The organism is Streptomyces sp. NPDC059248, assembly GCF_042753905.1.
Taxonomy (GTDB): Bacteria; Actinomycetota; Actinomycetes; order Streptomycetales; family Streptomycetaceae; genus Streptomyces.
This window is the reverse complement of sequence record NZ_JBHYZV010000021.1, coordinates 38,854-59,420: the sequence shown is the minus strand read 5'-3', so window position 1 is coordinate 59,420 and position 20,567 is coordinate 38,854. Positions and strand designations below refer to the sequence as shown.

General features: G+C 70.2%; 10 protein-coding genes and 1 pseudogene. 7 read left to right on the top strand and 4 right to left on the bottom strand.

Annotated features, from left to right (window positions below):
* The first annotated feature begins 362 nt into the window (after positions 1-362).
* The 3 genes from ACFXG1_RS11670 to ACFXG1_RS11660 all read left to right on the top strand — a co-directional run bounded on the left by ACFXG1_RS11670 (position 363) and on the right by ACFXG1_RS11660 (position 8,060).
* Complete coding sequence (locus ACFXG1_RS11670; RefSeq protein ID WP_384742197.1) at positions 363-3,884, top strand: FtsX-like permease family protein; 3,522 nt, start codon at positions 363-365, stop codon at positions 3,882-3,884.
* A 217-nt stretch (positions 3,885-4,101) separates the two neighbouring features.
* Positions 4,102-6,855 (top strand): FtsX-like permease family protein, encoded by a 2,754-nt coding sequence (locus ACFXG1_RS11665; protein ID WP_384742195.1) that lies wholly within the window; start codon positions 4,102-4,104, stop codon positions 6,853-6,855.
* Entirely contained in the window at positions 6,852-8,060 is a 1,209-nt protein-coding gene (locus tag ACFXG1_RS11660) for an ABC transporter ATP-binding protein (protein ID WP_384742193.1), read from the top strand. The genes ACFXG1_RS11665 and ACFXG1_RS11660 overlap by 4 nt, the downstream gene beginning before the upstream one ends.
* Here the strand turns inward: ACFXG1_RS11660 and ACFXG1_RS11655 are convergent.
* A pseudogene (locus ACFXG1_RS11655) lies at positions 8,008-8,595 on the bottom strand (potassium channel family protein); the annotation flags it as partial. The gene ACFXG1_RS11660 and the pseudogene ACFXG1_RS11655 sit on opposite strands and share 53 nt — an antisense overlap.
* Positions 8,595-9,266 (bottom strand): TrkA family potassium uptake protein, encoded by a 672-nt coding sequence (locus ACFXG1_RS11650; RefSeq protein ID WP_358824191.1) that lies wholly within the window; start codon positions 9,264-9,266, stop codon positions 8,595-8,597. The pseudogene ACFXG1_RS11655 and the gene ACFXG1_RS11650, both read right to left, overlap by 1 nt.
* Before the next feature lie 319 nt (positions 9,267-9,585).
* Between ACFXG1_RS11650 and ACFXG1_RS11645 the strand changes: the two genes are divergently transcribed.
* The gene (locus ACFXG1_RS11645; protein WP_384707553.1) at positions 9,586-11,619 is read left to right on the top strand and encodes an APC family permease; all 2,034 of its coding nucleotides are present in this window, start codon (positions 9,586-9,588) and stop codon (positions 11,617-11,619) included.
* Positions 11,620-11,703: 84 nt separating this feature from the next.
* Complete coding sequence (locus tag ACFXG1_RS11640) at positions 11,704-13,050, top strand: class I SAM-dependent RNA methyltransferase (protein ID WP_384707556.1); 1,347 nt, start codon at positions 11,704-11,706, stop codon at positions 13,048-13,050.
* A gap of 242 nt (positions 13,051-13,292) precedes the next feature.
* Here ACFXG1_RS11640 and ACFXG1_RS11635 read toward each other — a convergent pair whose 3' ends face one another.
* Positions 13,293-13,772 (bottom strand): tyrosine-type recombinase/integrase, encoded by a 480-nt coding sequence (locus ACFXG1_RS11635; RefSeq protein ID WP_384742221.1) that lies wholly within the window; start codon positions 13,770-13,772, stop codon positions 13,293-13,295.
* Positions 13,773-14,100: 328 nt separating this feature from the next.
* On the opposite strand from ACFXG1_RS11635, the gene ACFXG1_RS11630 reads away from it, so the two are divergent.
* A complete protein-coding gene (locus ACFXG1_RS11630) occupies positions 14,101-16,374 on the top strand; it encodes a tetratricopeptide repeat protein (protein ID WP_384742191.1) in 2,274 nt (757 codons plus the stop codon).
* Between the two features lie 31 nt (positions 16,375-16,405).
* Entirely contained in the window at positions 16,406-17,428 is a 1,023-nt protein-coding gene (locus tag ACFXG1_RS11625) for a hypothetical protein (protein WP_384707562.1), read from the top strand.
* Here the strand turns inward: ACFXG1_RS11625 and ACFXG1_RS11620 are convergent, their stop codons facing one another.
* Positions 17,429-20,500 carry a DEAD/DEAH box helicase gene (locus ACFXG1_RS11620; RefSeq protein WP_384707565.1) on the bottom strand — a complete coding sequence of 1,024 codons (3,072 nt, stop codon included), beginning with the start codon at positions 20,498-20,500 and terminating at the stop codon, positions 17,429-17,431.
* Between the last annotated feature and the right edge of the window lie 67 nt (positions 20,501-20,567).

Genomic DNA, 20,567 nt, shown 5'->3' with positions numbered 1-20,567 from the left:
ACGGCATATCCGCCGCGCGTCGCCCGTACGCCGCCAGGACGCCGCCCGTCCGGCCGCTGCCCGATTCCAGGGGGAGACCACCCGCGTACCGGCCCCCGCACCGGCTCACGGGTGGGCTGCTGAGGGCCCGGAGGGCTCGGAGAGCCGAGGTGGAGCCGCGCCCCGCACCGGTCAGCGGAGTGCGAGGGCCGGTCAACGGACACCGGGTCGAGGGCCGCGCCGCATATCGAAGGACGCGGGCACACGGTCACGATCTCATCAAGTCCCCCGGGATTACGTGCCCCGACCCGGTGCCCTCTGCAACGATCACCGGTCACAAGCGCTTTCGGGGGTGGCCCGCCAGGGCCCATGGGGGATTTCCGGTGACGGTCTTTCTGTTCCACCGCGCGCGCGGACACCGGCTGCTGCTGGCCGCCGCGCTGCTCGCCGTACTGCTCACCTCGTCGGTCCTGGCGGCGCTCGCCGCTTTCGCGGGTTCCGTCGGGGACGCCGGGCTGCGGCACGCGCTCGGGACCCGGGACGCCGCCGCCTCGTCCCTGATCGTCACGGCCGAGGACTCCGCCGCCGACCGGGCCGCCGCCACGGAGGGCGCGCGGCGCGGGGCCCAGCGCGCCTTCGACGGGCTGCCCGTCACCCTGCGGCCGTTCGAGCGTTCGGCGCCGTACTCACTCCCCCGTGCCCTCCAGCCGCCCGCCGCGCGCGGCGGCGATCCGGATCTGACCATGCTGGCGGCGGTCGACCGGTCGAAGGTACGGCTGGCGTCGGGCGCCTGGCCGACGGCGGGCGGCGGTACGGGACCGGTCGAGGTCGCCCTGCCCGAGGCGGCGGCCCGCGCGCTGCGGCTGACGCCGGGACCGCGGGTGCTGACCCTGGGCAGCCGTCTCGGCGGGCCTCCGGTGAAGGTCCGGGTGGTCGGGGTCTACCGCGTCACCGACCGGGACGACCCGTACTGGCGGCTGGACGAACTCGGCGGACGCGGCGTACGGGCGGATGTCTTCACCACCTACGGTCCCCTGCTCACCGACGCCCGGTCCCTCGCATCGGACCCCGTCGCCGCGGGCGGTCTGTCGTGGCTGGCGACCGCCGATTTCGGTCCCCTCACAGCCGACCGGATCGACGCGCTCCGCTCGGCTTCGCGCGAGAGCCAGAAGCATCTGGGCGCCCAGCCGGGGCTGAAGGGCGGCGTGGTCGCGAAGACGTCGCTGCCGGACGTTCTCGACCAGATGGAGCGGGCTCTGCTGGTCGCCCGGGCGACTCTGCTGATCGTCTCCCTCCAGTTGGTGCTGCTGGCCGGGTACGCGCTGCTGCTGGTCGCCAGGTTGCTGAGTACGGAGCGTGAGGGCGAGACCCGGGTCCTGCTGGCACGCGGCGCCTCCCGGGGCCGGATCGCCGGACTCTCCGCCCTGGAGGCCCTGTTCCTCGCGCTGCCCGCCGCGGTCTGCGCGCCGCTGCTCGCCGGTCCGCTGACCGGGCTGCTGGCAGGTCAGGGTCTGCTGGCCCGGATCGGGCTACGGGTGGAGACGGCGCCCACGGCGACGATCTGGCTGGTCGGCCTGGCCGTGGCGGTGGCCTGCGCGGTGGCGGTGGTCGCCCCGGTGCTCGGCGCGGCACGCCGCGAACGCGGCCGGGCCCGGGCGCTGCCCGCGCCGCTGCGGGCGGGCGCCGATATCGCGCTGCTGGCCGTCGCGGGCGTCGCCTACTGGCAGTTGGAGCGCCGGACGTCGGGCAGTGGCGCGCTCACCGGTGACCGCGACGGCGAGCTGGGAATCGATCCGCTGCTGGTGGTCGCCCCCGCGCTGGCCCTGCTCGCCGGGACCGTGGTGACGCTGCGGCTGCTGCCGCCCGCGGCGCGGCTGGCCGAACGGCGGGCCGCGCGCGGCCGGAAGCTGACGGCGGCGCTCGCGGGCTGGCAGCTCAGCCGCCGCCCGGCCCGGGGAGCCGGGCCGGTGCTCCTGCTGGTGCTGGCCGTCGCGCTGGGCATGCTGGCGATCGGCCAGAGCGCTTCGTGGGACCGCTCGCAGGACGACCAGGCGGACTTCCGGGCGGGTGCGCCGGTCCGGCTGACGGGCGGCGGCGGTACGGTCCAGTTCGGGCAGGGCGGCATGTTCGACGGGATGCCCGGGGTGGCCGCGGCCGTACCGGCGGCCCGCCAGACGATGGGCCTGCCCGGCGGACGCCAGGCGACGGTCCTGGCACTGGACACGGACCGCGCGCTGAACCCGGGCGGCGGGCCGACCACGGAGCCCGGACGGCCGAAGGCCCCGGCCGCCGAGGGCGCGACCACGGCCCGGGACGCCTCGCCGGCGACCACCGCCGGCCTTGGGAGCCGTACCACCGACAACTCCGGTGACGGTGCCGGTGCCGATGACGGCGTCGGGCTGCGGTTGCGCGGTGATCTCGCGGCGGACGGCGACCCCCGGCGGCTGATCGCGGGCCTGCGGCCACCCGCCGGGGAACGCGCCGGGTTCGTTCTGCCCGACGGCACCGACCGCGTCGAGCTGGACCTCACCCTGGGGTCGGCGTACGACGGCCCCTACGGCACGGCGGCGCTGAACGCCGGGGCCCTCGGCACCCCGGGGCTGACCGCCGCCGTCACTGTGGAGGACCGCTACGGGGTCCCGTACCGTCTCACTCTCGACAATCTGCGGCCCGACGGGAAGCGGCAGCGTGTGACGCTCGATCTGGCGAAGGCCGCGGACGCCCCGGTCGGCAGGGCCGCCGGACCGCTGGCGCTGACCGCGATCGAGTTCGACGAGCCGGGCTATCCGGACCGGATCGCGCCGAAGCGGCTGACCGTCGGGGCGATCCGGGCGGTCGGCGCCGACGGCGTTGCCCGGCCCGTCGCGGCCCCCGATGGGCTGACCTGGCGGGCCACGGCCACCATCGGCGTCGACTCCGAAACCGGCCCCGAGGACCGGCGGCCCGCCGTCACCTCCGTCACTTCAACCCCGGGCGCGCCACTGGATCTGCGCTATCACACGGGCACGTCCCCGTACACGAGTCAGTGGGGGCCCGATCGTTCGGTCGCGGTCCGGGTCACCGCGAAACGCGGCCCCGCGCCGGAGCCGGGCGCGCTGGCGACCCCGGCGTTCCTCGACGCGAGCGCCGCGAAGGTGGGGTCGCGGATCCAGGTGCCGATGCAGGGCGGCGACATCACGGTACGGATCACCGGGGTGCTGGCGGCCGTACCGACGACCGGCCCCGGCTCCGGGGACCCGGCGGCGCCCGTCAAGCCCGAACTCGACGGCGGTGCGCTGCTCGTCGATCTGCGGGCCGTGAACCGGGTGCTCGCCGAGCGTCCCGACGCGTCCTTCGCGCCCGGCGAGTGGTGGCTGTTCACCGACCCCGGGCAGGCCGGCCGGGTCGCGGCCGCCCTGCGCGACCGGGCCGAGATCGACCCCTCGCAGATCCAGGTACGCGACGAGATCGCCCGCGAGCTCCACGAGGACCCGCTGGGCGCCGGGCCGCAGTCGGCGCTGCTGGCGACGGCCGCGGTGGCGGCGCTGCTCGCGGCCGTCGGGTTCGGGGTCGGCACGGTGGGCGCGCTGCGGGAGCGGTCGGCGGAGTTCGCGGTGCTGCGGGCACTCGGCGCGCCCCGGCGGCTGCCCGCGAGGCTGCTGGCGGTGGAGCAGTCGCTGCTGATCGGTCTCGGGTTGCTGATCGGTGCCGCGCTGGGCGCGGTACTGACCCGGGCGGTGGTACCGCTGATCGTGCTGACCGGCCGGGCCACCCAGCCGGTCCCGGAGGTGCTGGTGCAGCTTCCCCTCGGGCGGGTGGCGCTGCTGCTGGTGGGGGTGGCGGCGGCGCCGGTGCTGATCGTCGCCGCCCTGATGCTCCGGCGCGTGGATTCGGCGGCGGCGCTGCGGGTGCGAGGAGGCGAGTGACCGTGAAGGCGGTGAGGACGGTGAGGGGGAGGACACCGGTGACACGGTGGCGTTCGCGAGGGGAGACGGTTTCCCACGACGACGGGCAGAGGCACGGACGCAGGCACGGGTACGGGCACGGGCACGGACACGGGCACGGGTACGGGTACGGGCACGGGTATGCCCGTACCCGCCCGGGACGGGCCGACGTCCGCGCCGTCCGAGGGCGGTGGGCGTGGTGAGGATCGTCGCCCCCTGGGTCGGCACCCGGCTGAGGACCGCGCCGTTCTCCGCGCTCGCGCTGTTCGTCCTCGTCGCGGTCACCGCCTTCCTCTGCGCCGCGTTCCCGCGCGCCGTCGACGCGTACGAGGGCGAGGGGCTGCGCCATGAGCTGACCACCGCCGCGCCCGATCAGAGCGGCTTCCGGATCGCCGCGCCGCCGCAGGCGCCGTACGACCCGGACGACCCGGAACTCCGTGCGTCGGCCGGCCCGGAGAAGCTGGCCGAGCGGCACCTGCGGATCGTGCGCACCCTGCCCGACCCGCTGCGGACGGATCCGCGTGAGTCGGCGTACGGGGTGCGCGGCCAGCGGCCCGGCAAGGGGAGCGCCCCCGGACTGACCGAACTGGACGGCGGGCCTCCGGCGTTCACGCTGGCGACGCGGTCCGGGCTCGCTGAGCACACCACGGTTCGGTCCGGCCGGCTGCCGAAGGCGCCGCCACCGGACCGGGTGGACCCATCGGCGGCCGCCGCCACCGACGCCGTGGTGACCACGGCGACCGCGAAGGCGCTGAACATCAAGGTGGGCACGGTCGTCCAGGTCCCCCGCGACGGGGCGGATCCGCTCGCCGTCACGGTCACCGGGATCGTGGATCCGGTCCGTCCGCAGGGGGCGTACTGGTCGGTCCAGCCGGTGCTGCGCACTCCGTCCTTCCTCTATACGGAGGGGCCGCCTCCGGAGCCGTACTGGCACGGCGCGCTGCTGTTGCCGCCCGAGGCCGCCCCGGCGCTGCTGTCGCTGCCGCAGGAGGCGGAGCCGTACTGGGACATCGCGGTCGACCCACGCGGGCTCGGTGTCGGGGATCTCGACGCGGCCGGCCGGGCGGTCTCGGCGGTCGAGAGCGGACCGGTGCTGTCGGAGCTGCGGTCGGCGATCTCCCCGGAGCTCCAGGTGATCACCGGCCTCGGCACGGTGCTGGAGGAGTACGGGGAGCTGCGGGGCGCGATCGCCCCGGTGGTGTCGGTGGCGGCGTTCGGTGTCGGCGGGGTGATCGGTGTCGTCCTGTTGACGGCCGGGGGGCTCGCGGCGTCGCGGCGCGCTTCGGAACTGGCGCTGCTGCGGGCGCGCGGCGGGTCGCTGCCCGGGATCGTGGGCCGACTGGGCGCGGAGACCGCTGTTCCGGCGGTCCCGGGGGCGCTCGCCGGAGGGGCGCTGGCGCTGGTCGTGGTGGACGGGGGGCGGTTGTGGCCGGCGGTGCTGGCCGTGGTGCTGGTGGCGGTGGTCGCGTGCGGGGCCCTGCCGGTGCGGGCCGCCCTGGAGCACCGCAGACCGCGGCCGGGCGGTGGCCGGGACGATGTGGTGGCCGCCAGGCCTTCGCGCCGTCGTACGGTGGCCGAACTGACCCTGCTGGCGCTGGCCGTTGCCGCCGTCGTGACGGTACGGCGCCGGGGCACCGGCGACGGCGCCGACCAAGGGGTGGACCAGCTCGTCAGCGCCGCTCCCGTGCTGCTCGGGGTGGCCGCCGCGCTCGTTCTCGTACGGCTCTATCCGCTGCCGCTGAGGCTCGCGGCGCTGCCCGTGGCGCGGCGGCGGGGCGCGATCGGCTTTCTGGCGCTGGCCCGTGCGGGGCGCTCCCCCGCCACCACCGTCCTGCCATTGGTCGCGCTGGTGCTGGCGCTGACGACGGCCGCGTTCGGGGGCTCGGTGCTCGCCGGAGTCGAGGCCGCGCGGGACCGGGCGGCGCTGATCTCGGTCGGCTCGGACGCCCGGATCGACGCGGCGGGCGCGCTGCCCGAACGGCTGGCGGACACAGTACGGAAGCTGCCGGGTGTGAAGGGTGTGGTGGAGGTGCACCGGGAGACGGACCTCTCGCTACGGGACGGCGACGACGCCGAGGGGGTGACGCTGCTCGCCGCCGACGCGGAGGCGTACGCCCGGCTGGCCCGCTCCACCGACCTCGGCGGCTTCCCGACGGGCGCGCTGCGCGCGAAGGGCTCCGGTCCGCTGCCCGCGATCGTCTCGCCGCGCGTGGCGGAGCGGCTCGGTGACGGTGCCCGGACGATCGGGTCGCTCAGCGCGCCGCTGACCGTCGAGGTGGCGGCCGTGCGCGAGCGGACCCCCGCGCTCTCCGACGGCGACTTCGTCCTGGTGGACGCGGCGGCGCTGACCGGCCCGAGGGCTCCCACGACCCTGCTGATCGGCGGCGCGTCGGTCGCCGGGGAGAAGCTGCGGGCCGCGGTACGCGACACGGGCGGGGCGGACGGGGCCCGGGTGGCGCTGCGGTCGGTGGAACGCGACGCTTTCGCCGAGTCGCCGGTCCAGACGGGCGCCGAGCGGGTGTACACGGTCGCGGCGCTCGCGGCGGCCGGATACGCGGCCCTCGCCCTGCTGCTGGCGCTGGTCAGGGCCGCCCCGGAGCGGGTGGCGCTGCTGGCCAGGCTGCGCACCATGGGACTGACCCGGAGTCAGGGGCGGCGGCTGCTGGTGCTGGAGAATCTGCCGGGGTCGCTGCTGGCGGGCACCGGGGGCGTCCTGGTGGGGTGGATCGTGATCCTCGTCCTCTCCCCCGGGATCGATCTGGCCCGCCTGGCGCAGGCATCGGGCGGGACGGCCGTGTCCAGGGTGCCGGTCGAGCTGACCACGGACCTGTGGAGCCTGCTGCTGCCGGGCGCGGGTGTCGTGCTGCTCGCGGCGGGCGTGGCGGCGGCCCAGGCATGGGTGACCACCCGGCGCTCCTCGACGACCGAACTGAGGGTGGGAGACACACGATGACGGATCCGACGACCACGGCACCGGACGCGGCCGCGCCCGCGGGAGCGACGCCGGAGCCGGCCGCGCCCCCGGGGGCGACGCTGGAGGAGTTGCAGAAGCGGGTCGCGACCCGCCGTGACGGGCCCCGGTACGGGCACGACGCGCTGATCACCTGCGACCGCCTGGTGCGGATCTTCTCCACGGACGGTGTCGAGGTACAGGCGCTGCAGGGGCTCGATCTCCTCGTCCGGGAGGGCGAGCTGATGGCGCTGGTGGGCGCGTCCGGCAGCGGCAAGTCCACGTTGATGAACATTCTCGCCGGACTCGACGTGCCGACGGCGGGCGCGGCGGCGGTGGGGGGCTTCGATCTGCTCGCGATGGGCGCGAAGGAGCGGCTGCGTTACCGCCGGGACGTGGTGGGCTTCGTCTGGCAGCAGACGGCGCGGAATCTGCTGCCGTATCTGACGGCGGCGCAGAACGTGGCGCTGCCGCTCCAGTTGCGCGGTCGCGGCGGGGGCGGCGAATCGCGCCCCCGGGGGCGGGCGGCGAAGGCGGCCCGGGTGGAGCTGCTGCTCGGGCTGATGGGGGTGGCGGAGTGCCGCGACCGCCGTCCGCACCAGATGTCGGGCGGTCAGCAGCAGCGGGTGGCCATCGCCGTGGCGCTGGCGAACGAGCCGTCCGTCCTGCTTGCGGACGAGCCCACCGGCGAGCTGGACTCGCAGACGGCGGAACAGATCTTCGCGGCGTTCCGGCGGGCGAACGAGGAGCTGGGGACGACGATCGTGATCGTCACCCATGACCAGACCGTGGCGTCGGAGGTCCGCCGTACGGTCGCGATCCGGGACGGGCGCACCTCCACGGAGATCCTCCGCCGTACGGAGGTGGACTCGGCGACCGGCCAGGAGTCGCTGGTGGCGCGGGAGTACGCGATGCTCGACCGGGCCGGGCGGCTCCAGCTCCCGGCGGAGTACACGGCGGCCCTGGGGATGCGCGACCGCGTGATGCTGGAGCTGGAGCGGGACCACATCGGGGTGTGGCCGTACGACGGCCCCGGCTACGCCTCGCCGCCCGGCCGCGTCCCTCGCCCGGCTACGACGCCTCGTTGCGCGGCGACAGCAGGTCTTCCAGCTGCTCCTCGCGCGCGGGCGCGGCGACGAAGAGGAGTTCGTCGCCCGCCTCCAGCGTCTCCTCGGGGCTCGGGGTCAGGACCCGCGATCCCCGGATGATCGTGACCAGGGTGGTGTCCACGGGCCAGGCGACATCGCCGACCTGGGTGCCCGCGATCGGGGACTCCGGCGGCAGGGTCAGCTCGACCAGGTTGGCGTCGCCGTGGCTGAAGCGCAGCAGCCGGACCAGGTCGCCGACGCTGACGGCCTCCTCCACGAGGGCGGACATCAGACGCGGGGTGGAGACGGCGACGTCGACGCCCCAGGACTCGTTGAAGAGCCACTCGTTCTTGGGGTTGTTCACCCGGGCGACGACCCGCGGAACCGCGTACTCCGTCTTCGCCAGCAGGGACACCACGAGATTCACCTTGTCGTCGCCGGTCGCGGCGATGACCACATTGCAGCGCTGGAGCGCGGCCTCGTCGAGGGACGTGATCTCGCAGGCGTCGGCGAGCAGCCACTCCGCCCGCGGCACCCGCTCCACCGAGATCGCGGTGGGCGCCTTGTCGACGAGGAGCACCTCGTGCCCGTTCTCCAGCAGCTCACCCGCGATGGAACGGCCCACCGCGCCGGCACCGGCGATGGCGACACGCATCAGTGACCGACCTCCTCGTCGGGGCCTTCCGCGAAGGCCGCCTCGACCTTCTCGATCTCATCGGTACGCATCATCACGTGGACGAGGTCGCCCTCCTGCAGCACGGTCTGCGACGTGGGCAGCACGGCCTCTCCCAGCCGGGTGAGGAAGGCGACCCGTACCCCGGTCTCCTCCTGGAGCCGGCTGATCTTGTGGCCGATCCAGGCGGGCGAGGTGTGGACCTCGGCGAGCTGGACGCCGCCGCTGGGGTCGCGCCACAGCGGCTCGGCGCCGGACGGCAGCAGCCGCCGGAGCATCTGGTCTGCCGTCCAGCGGACGGTGGCGACCGTGGGGATGCCCAGGCGCTGGTAGACCTCGGCGCGGCGGGGGTCGTAGATCCGGGCCGCGACGTTCTCGATGCCGAACATCTCACGGGCGACCCGAGCCGCGATGATGTTGGAGTTGTCACCGCTGCTGACCGCGGCGAAGGCCCCGGCCTCCTCGATGCCCGCCTCGCGCAGGGTGTCCTGGTCGAAGCCGACACCGGTGACCCGGCGGCCCCCGAAACCGGAGCCCAGGCGGCGGAAGGCCGTGGGATCACGGTCGATCACCGCGACCGTGTGCCCCTGCTGCTCCAGGGTCTGCGCGAGAGCGGCTCCCACTCGCCCGCAACCCATGATGACGATGTGCACGACCGTCCTTCCGCCCGTCCCTATTCTTTGCTCGAATTTTGAACTTTATGTGCTTTCTCGCACATTTACCCGGAGCGTCCTTCGAGTTTTTGCCGAGACTTAAAGGTCCCCGGGATTAAAGGGTCTCAGACCGCGGCCAAAGCTACACAGCCGCGGCCCCATCAGGGACACCGGCACTACTGGAGCGGGGGATTCCGCCCGTCTCGGGACGCCGAACGGCGGGGTTTCGGACCCCGATAGCGCCCATTCCCCCACCGTTCCGTCCCGCTCCCCGGGCGGCGGGTGGGCCGCATCGAATCGAACGCTTACGATCCTCTCCGTGTCCAAACTGACCGACCTGCCCAAACGCATCCTCATCGGCAGGGCCCTCCGCAGCGACCGGCTGGGCGAGACGCTCCTTCCCAAGCGCATCGCCCTGCCCGTCTTCGCCTCCGACCCCTTGTCGTCGGTGGCGTACGCGCCGGGCGAGGTGCTGCTCGTCCTCTCGATCGCGGGCGTGTCGGCGTACAGCTTCAGCCCGTGGATCGCCCTGGCGGTCGTCGTGCTGATGTTCACGGTGGTCGCCTCGTACCGCCAGAACGTGCACGCCTACCCGAGCGGAGGCGGCGACTACGAGGTCGCGAACACCAATCTCGGCCCCCGCGCCGGACTGACCGTCGCCAGCGCGCTGCTGGTGGACTACGTCCTCACGGTCGCCGTCTCGATCTCCTCAGGGGTGGAGAACCTGGGCTCGGCGATCCCGTTCGTCGTGGAGCACAAGGTGCTCTTCGCGACCTTGATCATCATCCTGCTGACCGTGATGAATCTGCGCGGGGTCCGGGAATCCGGGAAGCTCTTCGCCATCCCGACGTACGTCTTCGTCGCCGGCGTGTTCCTGATGATCGCCTGGGGCGCGTACCGCGGTCTGGTACTCGACGAGACGATGAAGGCGCCGACCGCCGACTTCGAGCTGAAGGCCGAGGAGGCCGGGCTCGCCGGATTCGCGCTGGTCTTTCTGCTGCTGCGGGCGTTCTCCTCCGGTTGTGCGGCGCTCACCGGGGTGGAGGCGATCAGCAATGGCGTTCCCGCGTTCCGCAGACCGAAGTCGAAGAACGCGGCGAGCACCCTGGCGCTGATGGGCGTCCTGGCCGTGACGATGTTCTGCGGCATCATCGGGCTGGCCATGGCGTCGGATGTGCGGATGGCCGAGGACCCGGCCCACGAACTGCTGAAGAACGGGGTCCCGGTCGGCGGCGACTATGTGCAGAATCCGGTGATCTCGCAGGTCGCGGCGGCCGTCTTCGGGGACGGTACGTTCTTCTTCGTGCTGCTGGCGGCGGCCACGGCGCTGGTGCTGTTCCTCGCCGCCAACACCGCGTACAACGGTTTCCCGCTGCTCGGCTCGATACTGGCGCAGGACCGCTATCTGCCGCGCCAGCTGCACACCCGGGGCGACCGGCTGGCGTTCTCCAACGGCATCGTGATGCTGGCGGGCGCCGCGGTGCTGCTGGTCTGGGTGTACGGGGCGGACTCCACCAAGCTGATCCAGCTCTACATCGTCGGGGTGTTCGTCTCCTTCACCCTCAGCCAGACCGGCATGGTCCGGCACTGGAACCGCCACCTCAAGACCGAGAAGAACCCGGCGCGCCGCCGCCGGATGATCCGCTCCCGGGCGATCAACGCCTTCGGGGCGTTCTTCACCGGCCTGGTGCTGGTGGTGGTGCTGGCGACCAAGTTCACCCACGGGGCGTGGGTGGCGCTGCTCGGCATGGTGTTCTTCTACGCGGTCATGAGCGCGATCCGGCGGCACTACGACCGGGTCGCCGCGGAGATCGCGGCGGCCGAGGAGCCGAGCGACGACAGCGTCCGGCCGTCGCGGGTGCACGCCGTCGTCCTGGTGTCGAAGGTGCACCGGCCGACGCTGCGGGCCCTGGCGTACGCCAAGCTGATGCGGGTGGACAAGCTGGAGGCGCTGAGCATCAACGTCGATCCGCAGGAGACGAAGGCACTGCGGGAGGAGTGGGAGCGGCGGGGCATCAACGTCCCGCTGAAGATCCTCGACTCCCCGTACCGGGAGGTCACCCGCCCGGTGATCGAGTATGTGAAGGGGCTGCGCCGGGAGAGCCCGCGGGACGTGGTGAGCGTGTTCATCCCGGAGTACGTGGTGGGGCACTGGTACGAGCATCTGCTGCACAACCAGAGCGCGCTGCGGCTGAAGGGACGGCTGCTGTTCACGCCCGGGGTGATGGTGACCTCGGTGCCGTACCAGCTGGTGTCGTCCGAGGCGGCGCGCGAGCGGGCCCGTAAGCGGCAGAACTGGAACGCGCCCGGATCGGTTCGGCGCGGCCCGGTCGAGGACAGCTCCCGGAAGTAGGGCGGCCCCCGGCCGCGTAGACTGGTGGGCTGCCCCTCCCGTCACCCCCGTAAACGCCTTGTGAACGCCTTGGAGCCATCCGCCATGCCGCACGCGACCGACGCGCCGTCCGCCTCCCCCGCCTCCTTGGTGGGTGAGGAGTACGAGGTCGAGGTCGGGCCCGTAGCCCACGGCGGCCACTGCATCGCCCGTACCGACGAGGGCCGGGTGCTCTTCGTCCGGCACACCCTGCCCGGCGAGAAGGTGATCGCCAGGATCACGGACGGTGACGAGGACTCGCGTTTCCTGCGGGCCGACGCGGTACGGATCCTGGAAGCGGCCAAGGACCGGGTCGAGGCCCCCTGCCCGTTCTCGGGACCCGGCCGGTGCGGCGGCTGCGACTGGCAGCATGTGAAGCCGGGTGCCCAGCGGCGCTTCAAGGGCGAGGTGATCGCGGAGCAGCTCCAGCGCCTCGCGGGGCTGACCCCCGAGGAGGCGGGCTGGGACGGCACCGTGATGCCCGCGGAGGGCGACAAGCTGCCCCCGGGCGAGGTCCCCGCCTGGCGGACCCGGGTCCAGTACGCGGTCGACGCCGAGGGCCACCCGGGCCTGCGCCGCCACCGCTCCCACGAGGTCGAGCGGATCGACCACTGCATGATCGCCGCCCCCGCCGTGACCGAGCTGGGCATCGAGAAGCGCGAGTGGCCGGGCATGGCCTCGGTCGAGGCGATCGCGGCGACCGGCTCCCACGACCGCCAGGTCGTCCTCACACCCCGCCCCGGCGCCCGGCTGCCCCTGGTCGAGCTGGACCGCCCGGTCTCCGTACTCCGCGTCGACGAACGCGACGGCGCCGTCCACCGGGTCCACGGCCGCGCCTTCGTCCGCGAACGTGCCGACGGCCGCACCTACCGCGTCGGCAACGGCGGCTTCTGGCAGGTCCACCCGCAGGCGGCGGACACCCTGGTGAAGGCGGTCATGCAGGGCCTGATGCCCCGCAAGGGCGAGACGGCCCTCGACCTCTACTGCGGCGTCGGCCTCTTCGCGGGCGCGATCGCCGAACGCGTCGGCGAGAAGGGCGCGGTCCTGGGCATCGAGTCCTCCAAGCGCGCCGCCGAGGACGCCCGCCACAACCTGGACGACCTCCCCCGCGTCCGTATCGAACACGGCCGCGTCGACCGGGTCCTCCCCCGTACGGGCATCACCGAGACGGACCTGATCGTCCTCGACCCCCCGCGCGCGGGCGCCGGCAAGCAGACGGTCCGCCACCTGGCCTCCCTCTCCCCCCGCCGCCTCGCCTACGTCGCCTGCGACCCCGCGGCCCTCGCCCGCGACCTGGCCTACTTCCACGAGGTCGGCTACCGCCCGCGCACCCTGCGCGCCTTCGACCTCTTCCCGATGACGCACCACGTGGAGTGCGTGGCGATTCTGGAGCCGGTGAAGAAGGACGCCTGAGCTGGGGTTGTGCCGATGCGCGTGATGCACATTGCGGGCGTTACGGGCGATATCTCGACGCTGAAATGACGCTCGCTGATCATGGCCTGACGCCGTGCCGACCAGCGGATTTCCGTTACTGAGCGTTGATGCTGACGCTCGCGGGCATCTCCTGCGCCTCCCCTGCGGCGGTCAGCGGACAACGAACCGGCCCCTTCTTCCCGTCCTGGACGGGAAGAAGGGGCCGGTGCACGTTCCGTGCACTACGCGACGAGGGTAAGCGGGGTCTCAAGCCACTCCCAGACTCCGAGAATGATCTTGTGGGCGTCGAGCTGAAGGCGGGCGTAGCGCCGGGTGGCCTGGGAGCTTTCGTGACCGAGGAGGTGCTGGACTTCACAGAGGAAGACGCCTCGCTGGACGAGCCAGGAGGCGCAGGTGTGGCGCATGGCGTGGGGCGGGTAGTGCGGTACGGAGTGCCGGTCGCCGTCGGTGTCGAAGTAGTGGGCGTGTTGTCGACTGCGGGCCACCAGGTCTGAGTTCGCCAGTTGCCGTCGTCGAGAAGCCGGCCGTCGGCTCTTGGGGTACTCCTTGATTCCGCTCTTGGTGTTGACCTCGACGACGAAGAGGCGGGAGCGGCGGCGGTCGATGCGGTGGTGATGGAGTCCGGCGAGTTCACCCCGGCGGAGCCCGGCGCAGAAGCCGAGCAGGCACATGGTGCGCCAGGCGGCGGGGAGTTCGTCCAGGGTGCTCCGGGCCCGGTCGACGGCGAACCACTCCGGGGGCTTGGCGGCGATGGTGGGCGGGTCGATGCCGCGGCAGGGACCGACAGGGAGATTTGTGGCATTTTCCGCAAGAGGGCCAAATACCGCACTCTTAATGGTTTCCTGTCACAGCTGGAAACAGGAAACCCATTCCGCCGGTGACCGGATACCGGGATACTGTTTTCGCGCCAGGGGCCAGGAAGATGCCTCCGCGTTTCTATTCGATCTATTTCATGTGGGGATGGAAGATTCCATGCACACTCATCGCTGCGGCGACCGCTCCGCCACTTGAAATCGAAACACGCATACCATGAATTCAAAAAGAAAGGCTAAGCCATTCGTGATGAATGATCCGATCAATTTCGGGAGCGAGCTCCGGCGCAGGCGCAGAGAAGCCCGGATGTCGATCTCTGAAATGGCTCAGCGTGTCCACTACAGCAAAGGCTATCTGAGCAAGGTGGAGACGGGCAGGGCCACTGGAAGTCCTGTTCTCGCTCAAGCATGCGACAGGGAGTTGGGTGCCGGTGGAGAGTTGGCCGAGTTGGCGTCCAGCAAGCTGGATGAGGCGTCGACTTTACCGACTACTCATCCGCTCAATGGCCTGCCACCGGTGACAGGCCACTTCATTGGACGGTCGAAGAAACTGGATGATATCGCTTCGTTCGTCAATGAAGATACCGGCGAAAATGTGTGTCTGATCAGCGGCATGGCCGGAGTGGGCAAGACTGCCCTGGCGTTGCGCGCAATCTGGAATGTGGTGGAGTTATTTCCCGACGGGTGCCTGTTTCTCAACCTCGGTGGAGACACCCCGGGCCGGAGGGAAATCACACCGCACGTCGCACTCGATGCGTTGCTCAGACTGCTCGGAGTAGCGGGCCAGCGCATTCCGTCGGGGGTTGACGCCCGGGCAAATTTATACCGTAGCACCGTACGGGAAAAAAGGATACTGATCTTCTTCGACAACGTTCGCAGCGCTGCGCAGGTCATTCCGTTACTCCCGGCAGAACAGAAATGCAGGGTGATTATCACCAGCCGGAATCGACTTCACGCCCTCGACGATGCGATTTATCTGTCGGTGGATGTGCTTGCGAAGGAAGAGGGAATCGCGCTCTTCCGCTCCGCCGGTGGTCCCCGCGCTGATCGCGCGGACCATGACACCGTCACTCGTATCGTGGCGCACTGCGGTGGGCTGCCGCTGGCGATCCGTATAGCGGCGGCCAGGTTCCGGGGTAACTCGGCCTGGACACCCACGGACCTTGAGTCCCTGCTCGCCGATGAGAAGTCCCGGCTCAGTGTGCTCGACGACGGCGAGCGCAGTGTCGCAGCGGCCTTGACGGTGTCCTGTCGTGCGCTCACCGGTGAGCAGCGGCGTCTTTTCGCCCTGTTGGCCCTGTATCCAGGGCCGGATATGTCCGTCGGGAGTGTAGCCGCCCTCGCCGGTATCGATCCGCTGCTGGCACGAAGCCTCATGGACCGACTGAGCGACGCTCATCTGGTGACCTATGTCACGGCCGATCGAATCACTCTTCACGATCTCGTCCGTGAATTCGCCCGCGGCAGCGTTCTTCCCGGGGTCTCCGAGCGTGCCCAGGACGCTTCCGTGCAACGACTGCTCGATCACGCGTTGCTGTGGATCGGGGAGAGCAACGCGCTCCTCACCCCGCACCGCTATCGAGTACCGCACTCGGCAGCGGAACCCTCGGACCATGAAAAGTTCGCCGGCCGTCAGTCCGCGCTCGACTGGATCGCCGCGGAGTGGGCAGGCCTGGTGGGGATGTGCCATTTGGCCGCCGCGCGCGGGCTGCACGGTGGGTGCTGGCAGTTGGCATTTGCACTGCGGGAGTATTTCTATCTCAACAAATTGTGGGATCCCTGGATCGAGACCCATCTGGTCGCGGTTGACACGGCCCGGGCGTCACGGCATCGGCGGGGGTTGGCGATATCTCTCAGCAACCTCGGAATCGGATACGTGGATCGAGGGGATCTGACCGCTGCTGTCGAGCAGTATCAAGAGGCCCTGGAGATCTTCCGGGAGCTGAACGACGAGCGTGGCATCGTCGACTCTCTGTGTAACCTCGCATGGGCGGATCTCTACCGGGGGGAGCCCGAGAACGCATTGCGCGGCTTGCGCGTGGCGCTGGGCCACTATCGACGCATGGGAAACGACAGAAACGCAGCCATCACACTCCGCGGTATCGCGCTGACGGAGTCGGAACTCGATCTGTACGCGGATGCGGTTCACCATGCGAAGCACGCTCGCGAAGTGTTTCGTACCCTGGATCTCTGGCTGGACGTGGCGATGTCGACCAATTGCATTGCATGGGCGCACTTCAGGGCCGGCAACCATGAGGCCGCTGCTTTCCACTACGACCTGGCCGCCAGCCAGGCCGAGCAGTTCGGGAGCTGCTATGAAAAGGCTCGGGCGCTGGCCGGGCTGGGTAACATTCACGCCGCATCCGGACGGCATGCCGCGGCGGTCGAGCAATGGGCGCGTGCTGATGCGGCCTTTTCCCCACTGCCAACCGTCATGGTGGGGGAAGCCCGGGTACGTATGGCGTGGTCCGATACGTCGACGAAGGAATAGGGAGCTGGTGCGGTAACGGAAAGAGTGCGAGATGGAGTTCAGTGCGGCGGAGGTTCTTTCGGAACTCAAGAATCTCCGTAGAGGATTCGGCGTGGAAGACCCCCATGCTCTGGCGCGTGCCGGTAGCGCACTGCGGTACATCGCGGGCGTGACCGTCGAGGACAATCCGGCCAGGCAGCGCGAGAAGATCAAATCCTGTCTGCAGGAGTGGACCTGCGCCCTCCCCTTCGATCTGTCCTTCTACAGCAGGGTCGCCCTCGCACTCGATGGCTCGGGTACCGAGCGATTCGAGCGCAGGCTGCGAAGGATCGCCGTGGAACTCGACCGTGACGCACGCACGGCGCGTCGGCGGGTCGATGAGGCGTTCGAGCGCCTCGCCGAGGAGGCGATGGCGGCCGTGGTTTCCCTGCGACCCCGGCGCCCCGAAACACCTTGGCATCTCAGAAGCCTCAAGACACTTGTTCTCCTCGGTTCCCAGGGAGCCGAGGTCATCGAAGAACGACACGTTGTAAGCCACCAGGACGGATTGATGGACATTTCCCATTCATCCACCTTCGCGACAGCAGGCATGGAGACGCCCGCGGCCGACCCCGGAGGCATTTCGATCACCGTGCTCCGGGGCGGCACGTCGCCCGGGTCTGCCTGGCTGTCAGCCACCAGGCTGGGACTTCGGGTACGACTTCCTCATGCGCTCGATGCGGGGCGCAGTCATGCCCTGACGTTCCGCACCTCGGCGCCTGGCGGGAAGGCACTCGCACCGTACTACGTGTGCACGCCCAGGATGCCGTGTGAGCGGTTCGATCTCACGGTCCGTTTCGACGGATGTCCACCGCCGCACCGGGTATGGCGTCTCGAGGACGAACTCCCGCTGGAGGCCGGAGATGCCTCGCTCCGCCGCAGTGCGGTAGATGTCGACGCGGTGGGAGAGGCCCATGCCACGTTCACCGATCTGAAACCGAACCGCTCGTACGGACTCGGCTGGCAGTTGACACCCGTCCGGCCGGACCTGCACTTGCGCTTGTACCCGGCAAGGCAGGTGCGAGCCGTTCGGTGATCAATCCACCGGCGGCGGAAGCAGATCACTGAGGTCAGGTCGGTCGGCCTCGGCCCGGGCGGCGGCGGCCGCGTCCAGCAGGGTACGCAGCAAGAGGTCGTCGCCGCCGACCGCGGCCAGCAGAAGGGCATGGTCTCCGCCGCCGATCGCATCGACGGTCTCGAACCCTTCACGGAGAAGGCTGAGATACACCGGGCGCGGAATAATACGTTCCGCGTGTCGGGCGAGCGGCACGAATTCTTTGGGGATACCCAGTTCGAGCTGGGCCGGCAGCAGGTCCGGTAGATCGCCGAGATCCTCCATCTGACGTATATGCGCCGTGATGTCCAGGACCGCTCCCATGACGTCGGCCGTCCGCCGGGCCGCCTGGCGGACCGGGCCGGTGCCCCTCGCGGTGACGGGCAGCGTCAAGGTGATCGCCTTCTCGATCTGCGACAGCGCCATGCCCTGCGTCCACATCAGACAGGCGAGGGCACTGCGGGCGCGGCCGTGCCCGGCACCGTTCCGCTGCCGGTCGCCCAGCACTCGGGCGACCAGCGCCTCATGGACGCCCTGCCGCCTGAGCGCCGATTCGAAGGACTTGCGCTCGGCGTTCGCCTTGGGACTCCGCTGCTCGAAGCGGACATCGTGCAATTCCGCGGTGAGATGAGCCGCGCAGATGAGTGTCATCCGGTTAATGCCGTCGTCGGGTACCGCTCGCAGCGCCTGGACGACGGCGTCGACCGAATCGACACCCAGACCGCTCCGGATGACGATCTCTCCCAGCGGTGTCAGAGCGAGTCCGGAGTTCGACTTGTCCAGGAACCCACTTTCGGTCAACTGTGCTACGGCAGCGCTCAGGCCCGGGCCCGGGAAGGGCTCCGTCGACGGGGCGGCCCGGTGCTGGTGGGCCGCGAAGGTCCAGGCGAAGAACTCCTCGATACCGGCTTCGGTCAACCGCCCCAGGTGCGCGACCGGTCCGGCGAACGCGGAGAGCACGGACGATCGCAGATCTGCCGCTGTATGGGGCAGCGCGGACCGGATCGGGCCGGGCGCGGCAAGCACGTAATCCCGTTGGATGCGCTGGGCCTCCAGGGGGCCGTTGGCCAGGACGAAGGAGCGACCTCGTTCGGTGAGTCCTTTGCGTCCGGCGCGACCCGCCATGTTCTTGTACTCGGGTACGGAGTACTTGCGTTCGCCCGCGCCGGGGTGATCGAGCTCGCAGATCACGACGGAGTCCGCCGGCAGATTGACTCCCTGGGCGAGGGTCGTCGTGGAGACGAGTACCCGTAGCTCGCTCCCGGGTTGCTTGAACGACTGCTCCAGCAGGCGTCGTTCCTCGTCACTCAGGTCGGAGACATGGAAGGCGACCCCTCTCGCCAGGCATTCCCGCAGCAGATCGTTGACTTGGCCGTCGTCCCCCTGGGGCAGTCTGCTGATCACGGTCTCGGCGGGTGGGAGGCCAAGACGTCGGGCGAGGCTCCGTGCGGTGGTACGGACGTCGTGCCGGGTGGCACGGAAGACAATGACCTGATCGCCCTCCTCGACCAGTCGTGCCGTGAGCTCCACCGGCAACTGGTCGAAAGAAGAAGCAGGGTGCGGTAGAAACTGTTCGGCCTGGTCTTCTTCGTCTTCCGGCCGATCGGCTCCGGTATCCGACCGAGGGACAAGTCGTCCGTCCGTGCCGATGACGCCTTCCACCAGGACCGTCTCCCGCTCCTCACGCCGGACCAGCGTGGCATCGAGCCACTGCGCGAGTCCGTCGGCATCGCCGAGCACGGCGGACAGACCGACGATCTGGGGCACATGTGCGCTGCGCCTGCGCATCTTCATCCAGGTGAACAACATCTCCAACTGCGGTCCGCGCTCGGGCAGCCCCAGCGCGTGGATCTCGTCCACCACCAGGACTCCGACAGTGTCCAGGAGATAGGGATGTCCGGAGAGGAGGCCGATGTACTTCTCGTAGGTCAGAATCGCCAGTTCGTAGGAGCCCTTGAAGAGCTTGGAGATTTCGTCCCGCAACTCGCCTGTAGCGCGGATCGTCCTGACTCCTGCGGCGCCGTACAGGTCGACGAACCGCTCGTACTGGTCGTTGACAAGGGCGCGGGTGGGCAGCAGGAAGACGGCCTTTCGGCCCTGGGCCACGGCACGCATCGCGGCGATCTCGCCGATCATCGTCTTCCCTGCGGACGTGGGCGCGCTCACCAGAACGCTGTTTCCGTCCAGGAGCACTGCCTCATTGACCGCGTCGACCTGCAGTTCGTTCAGCTTGTTGAACTTCTGGCGCCAAGCGTCGATCACGTCCTTGTGGATCCCGTACTGGCCGAGAGTCGACACGGCGCGGGTGATGCGCGGGGGCTGCCATGAGTCGTCGATCGCGAGGTAGCACGGACCCGGCTTCAGGACGGGGAAGCCCATTTTCCCGGCCCAGCCACCGACGCGCGGCTCTTGGACTTCATTCTTCAGCTCAAGCCTATGGGAACTGATGTTCGTGAACAGGTATTCGGTCAGCTTGGTCAGTGGGATCTTGCCGTCACTGGTCAGACCCTTGTCGCCGAGGAGAGCGCGAATGAGGTAGTAGCTCAGGAGGCCATGGCGCAGCTCCCGGCTCTCCTGCGCTTCTTGGTCCTTGTCGGATGCCGTAAAAATGAGCCGGCCGCTTCCGGTGATCCTATGCAGGACATCGCGGGGTGAGGGCTCCATGGAGCGGCTCGTGTAGGCGCTCTGCGGCTCCGGCAGCACTTTCGCCAGGGCCGAACCCGAGTAACAGCAGTCCAGGGCCACCAGCAGTCTCTTCGCCGGGATCGCGTTGATCAGCTCCGTGAAGTCTTCCAGGCGCAGAGCTGTTTCGGCCAGGCTTGCCGGGTCCGCGTCATGGGTGGCCAGCTCGGCGGTAGGCGTACCGTGGCCGGAAAAGGTGATCATGACGAAGTCGTCCGGCGCGCTGTCGCGTCCGAGCTGTCGCATTTCTGTCAGCAATCTGTCCTTGGTTGCTTCGCTGTCCAAAACTAGGCTGGTTGGCCCCCGGTAGTTGTCCGAGAGCAGGGCGTGCAGTGCGATGGCGTCCCGCTTGGCGAATCTCAGTGCCTTCAATCCGGGATGCTGATAGTTGTCTACTCCGATGAACAAGCCGCGGAATGGCATCCGAACTCCAGAGGTT

What these genes read in the sequence shown, in the direction of transcription:
- ACFXG1_RS11660 (WP_384742193.1), top strand. Translation starts at nt 6,852, where the DNA reads ATGACGGATCCGACGACCACGGCACCGGACGCGGCCGCGCCCGCGGGA.
- ACFXG1_RS11640 (WP_384707556.1), top strand. Translation starts at nt 11,704, where the DNA reads ATGCCGCACGCGACCGACGCGCCGTCCGCCTCCCCCGCCTCCTTGGTG.
- ACFXG1_RS11630 (WP_384742191.1), top strand. Translation starts at nt 14,101, where the DNA reads ATGAATTCAAAAAGAAAGGCTAAGCCATTCGTGATGAATGATCCGATC.
- ACFXG1_RS11625 (WP_384707562.1), top strand. Translation starts at nt 16,406, where the DNA reads ATGGAGTTCAGTGCGGCGGAGGTTCTTTCGGAACTCAAGAATCTCCGT.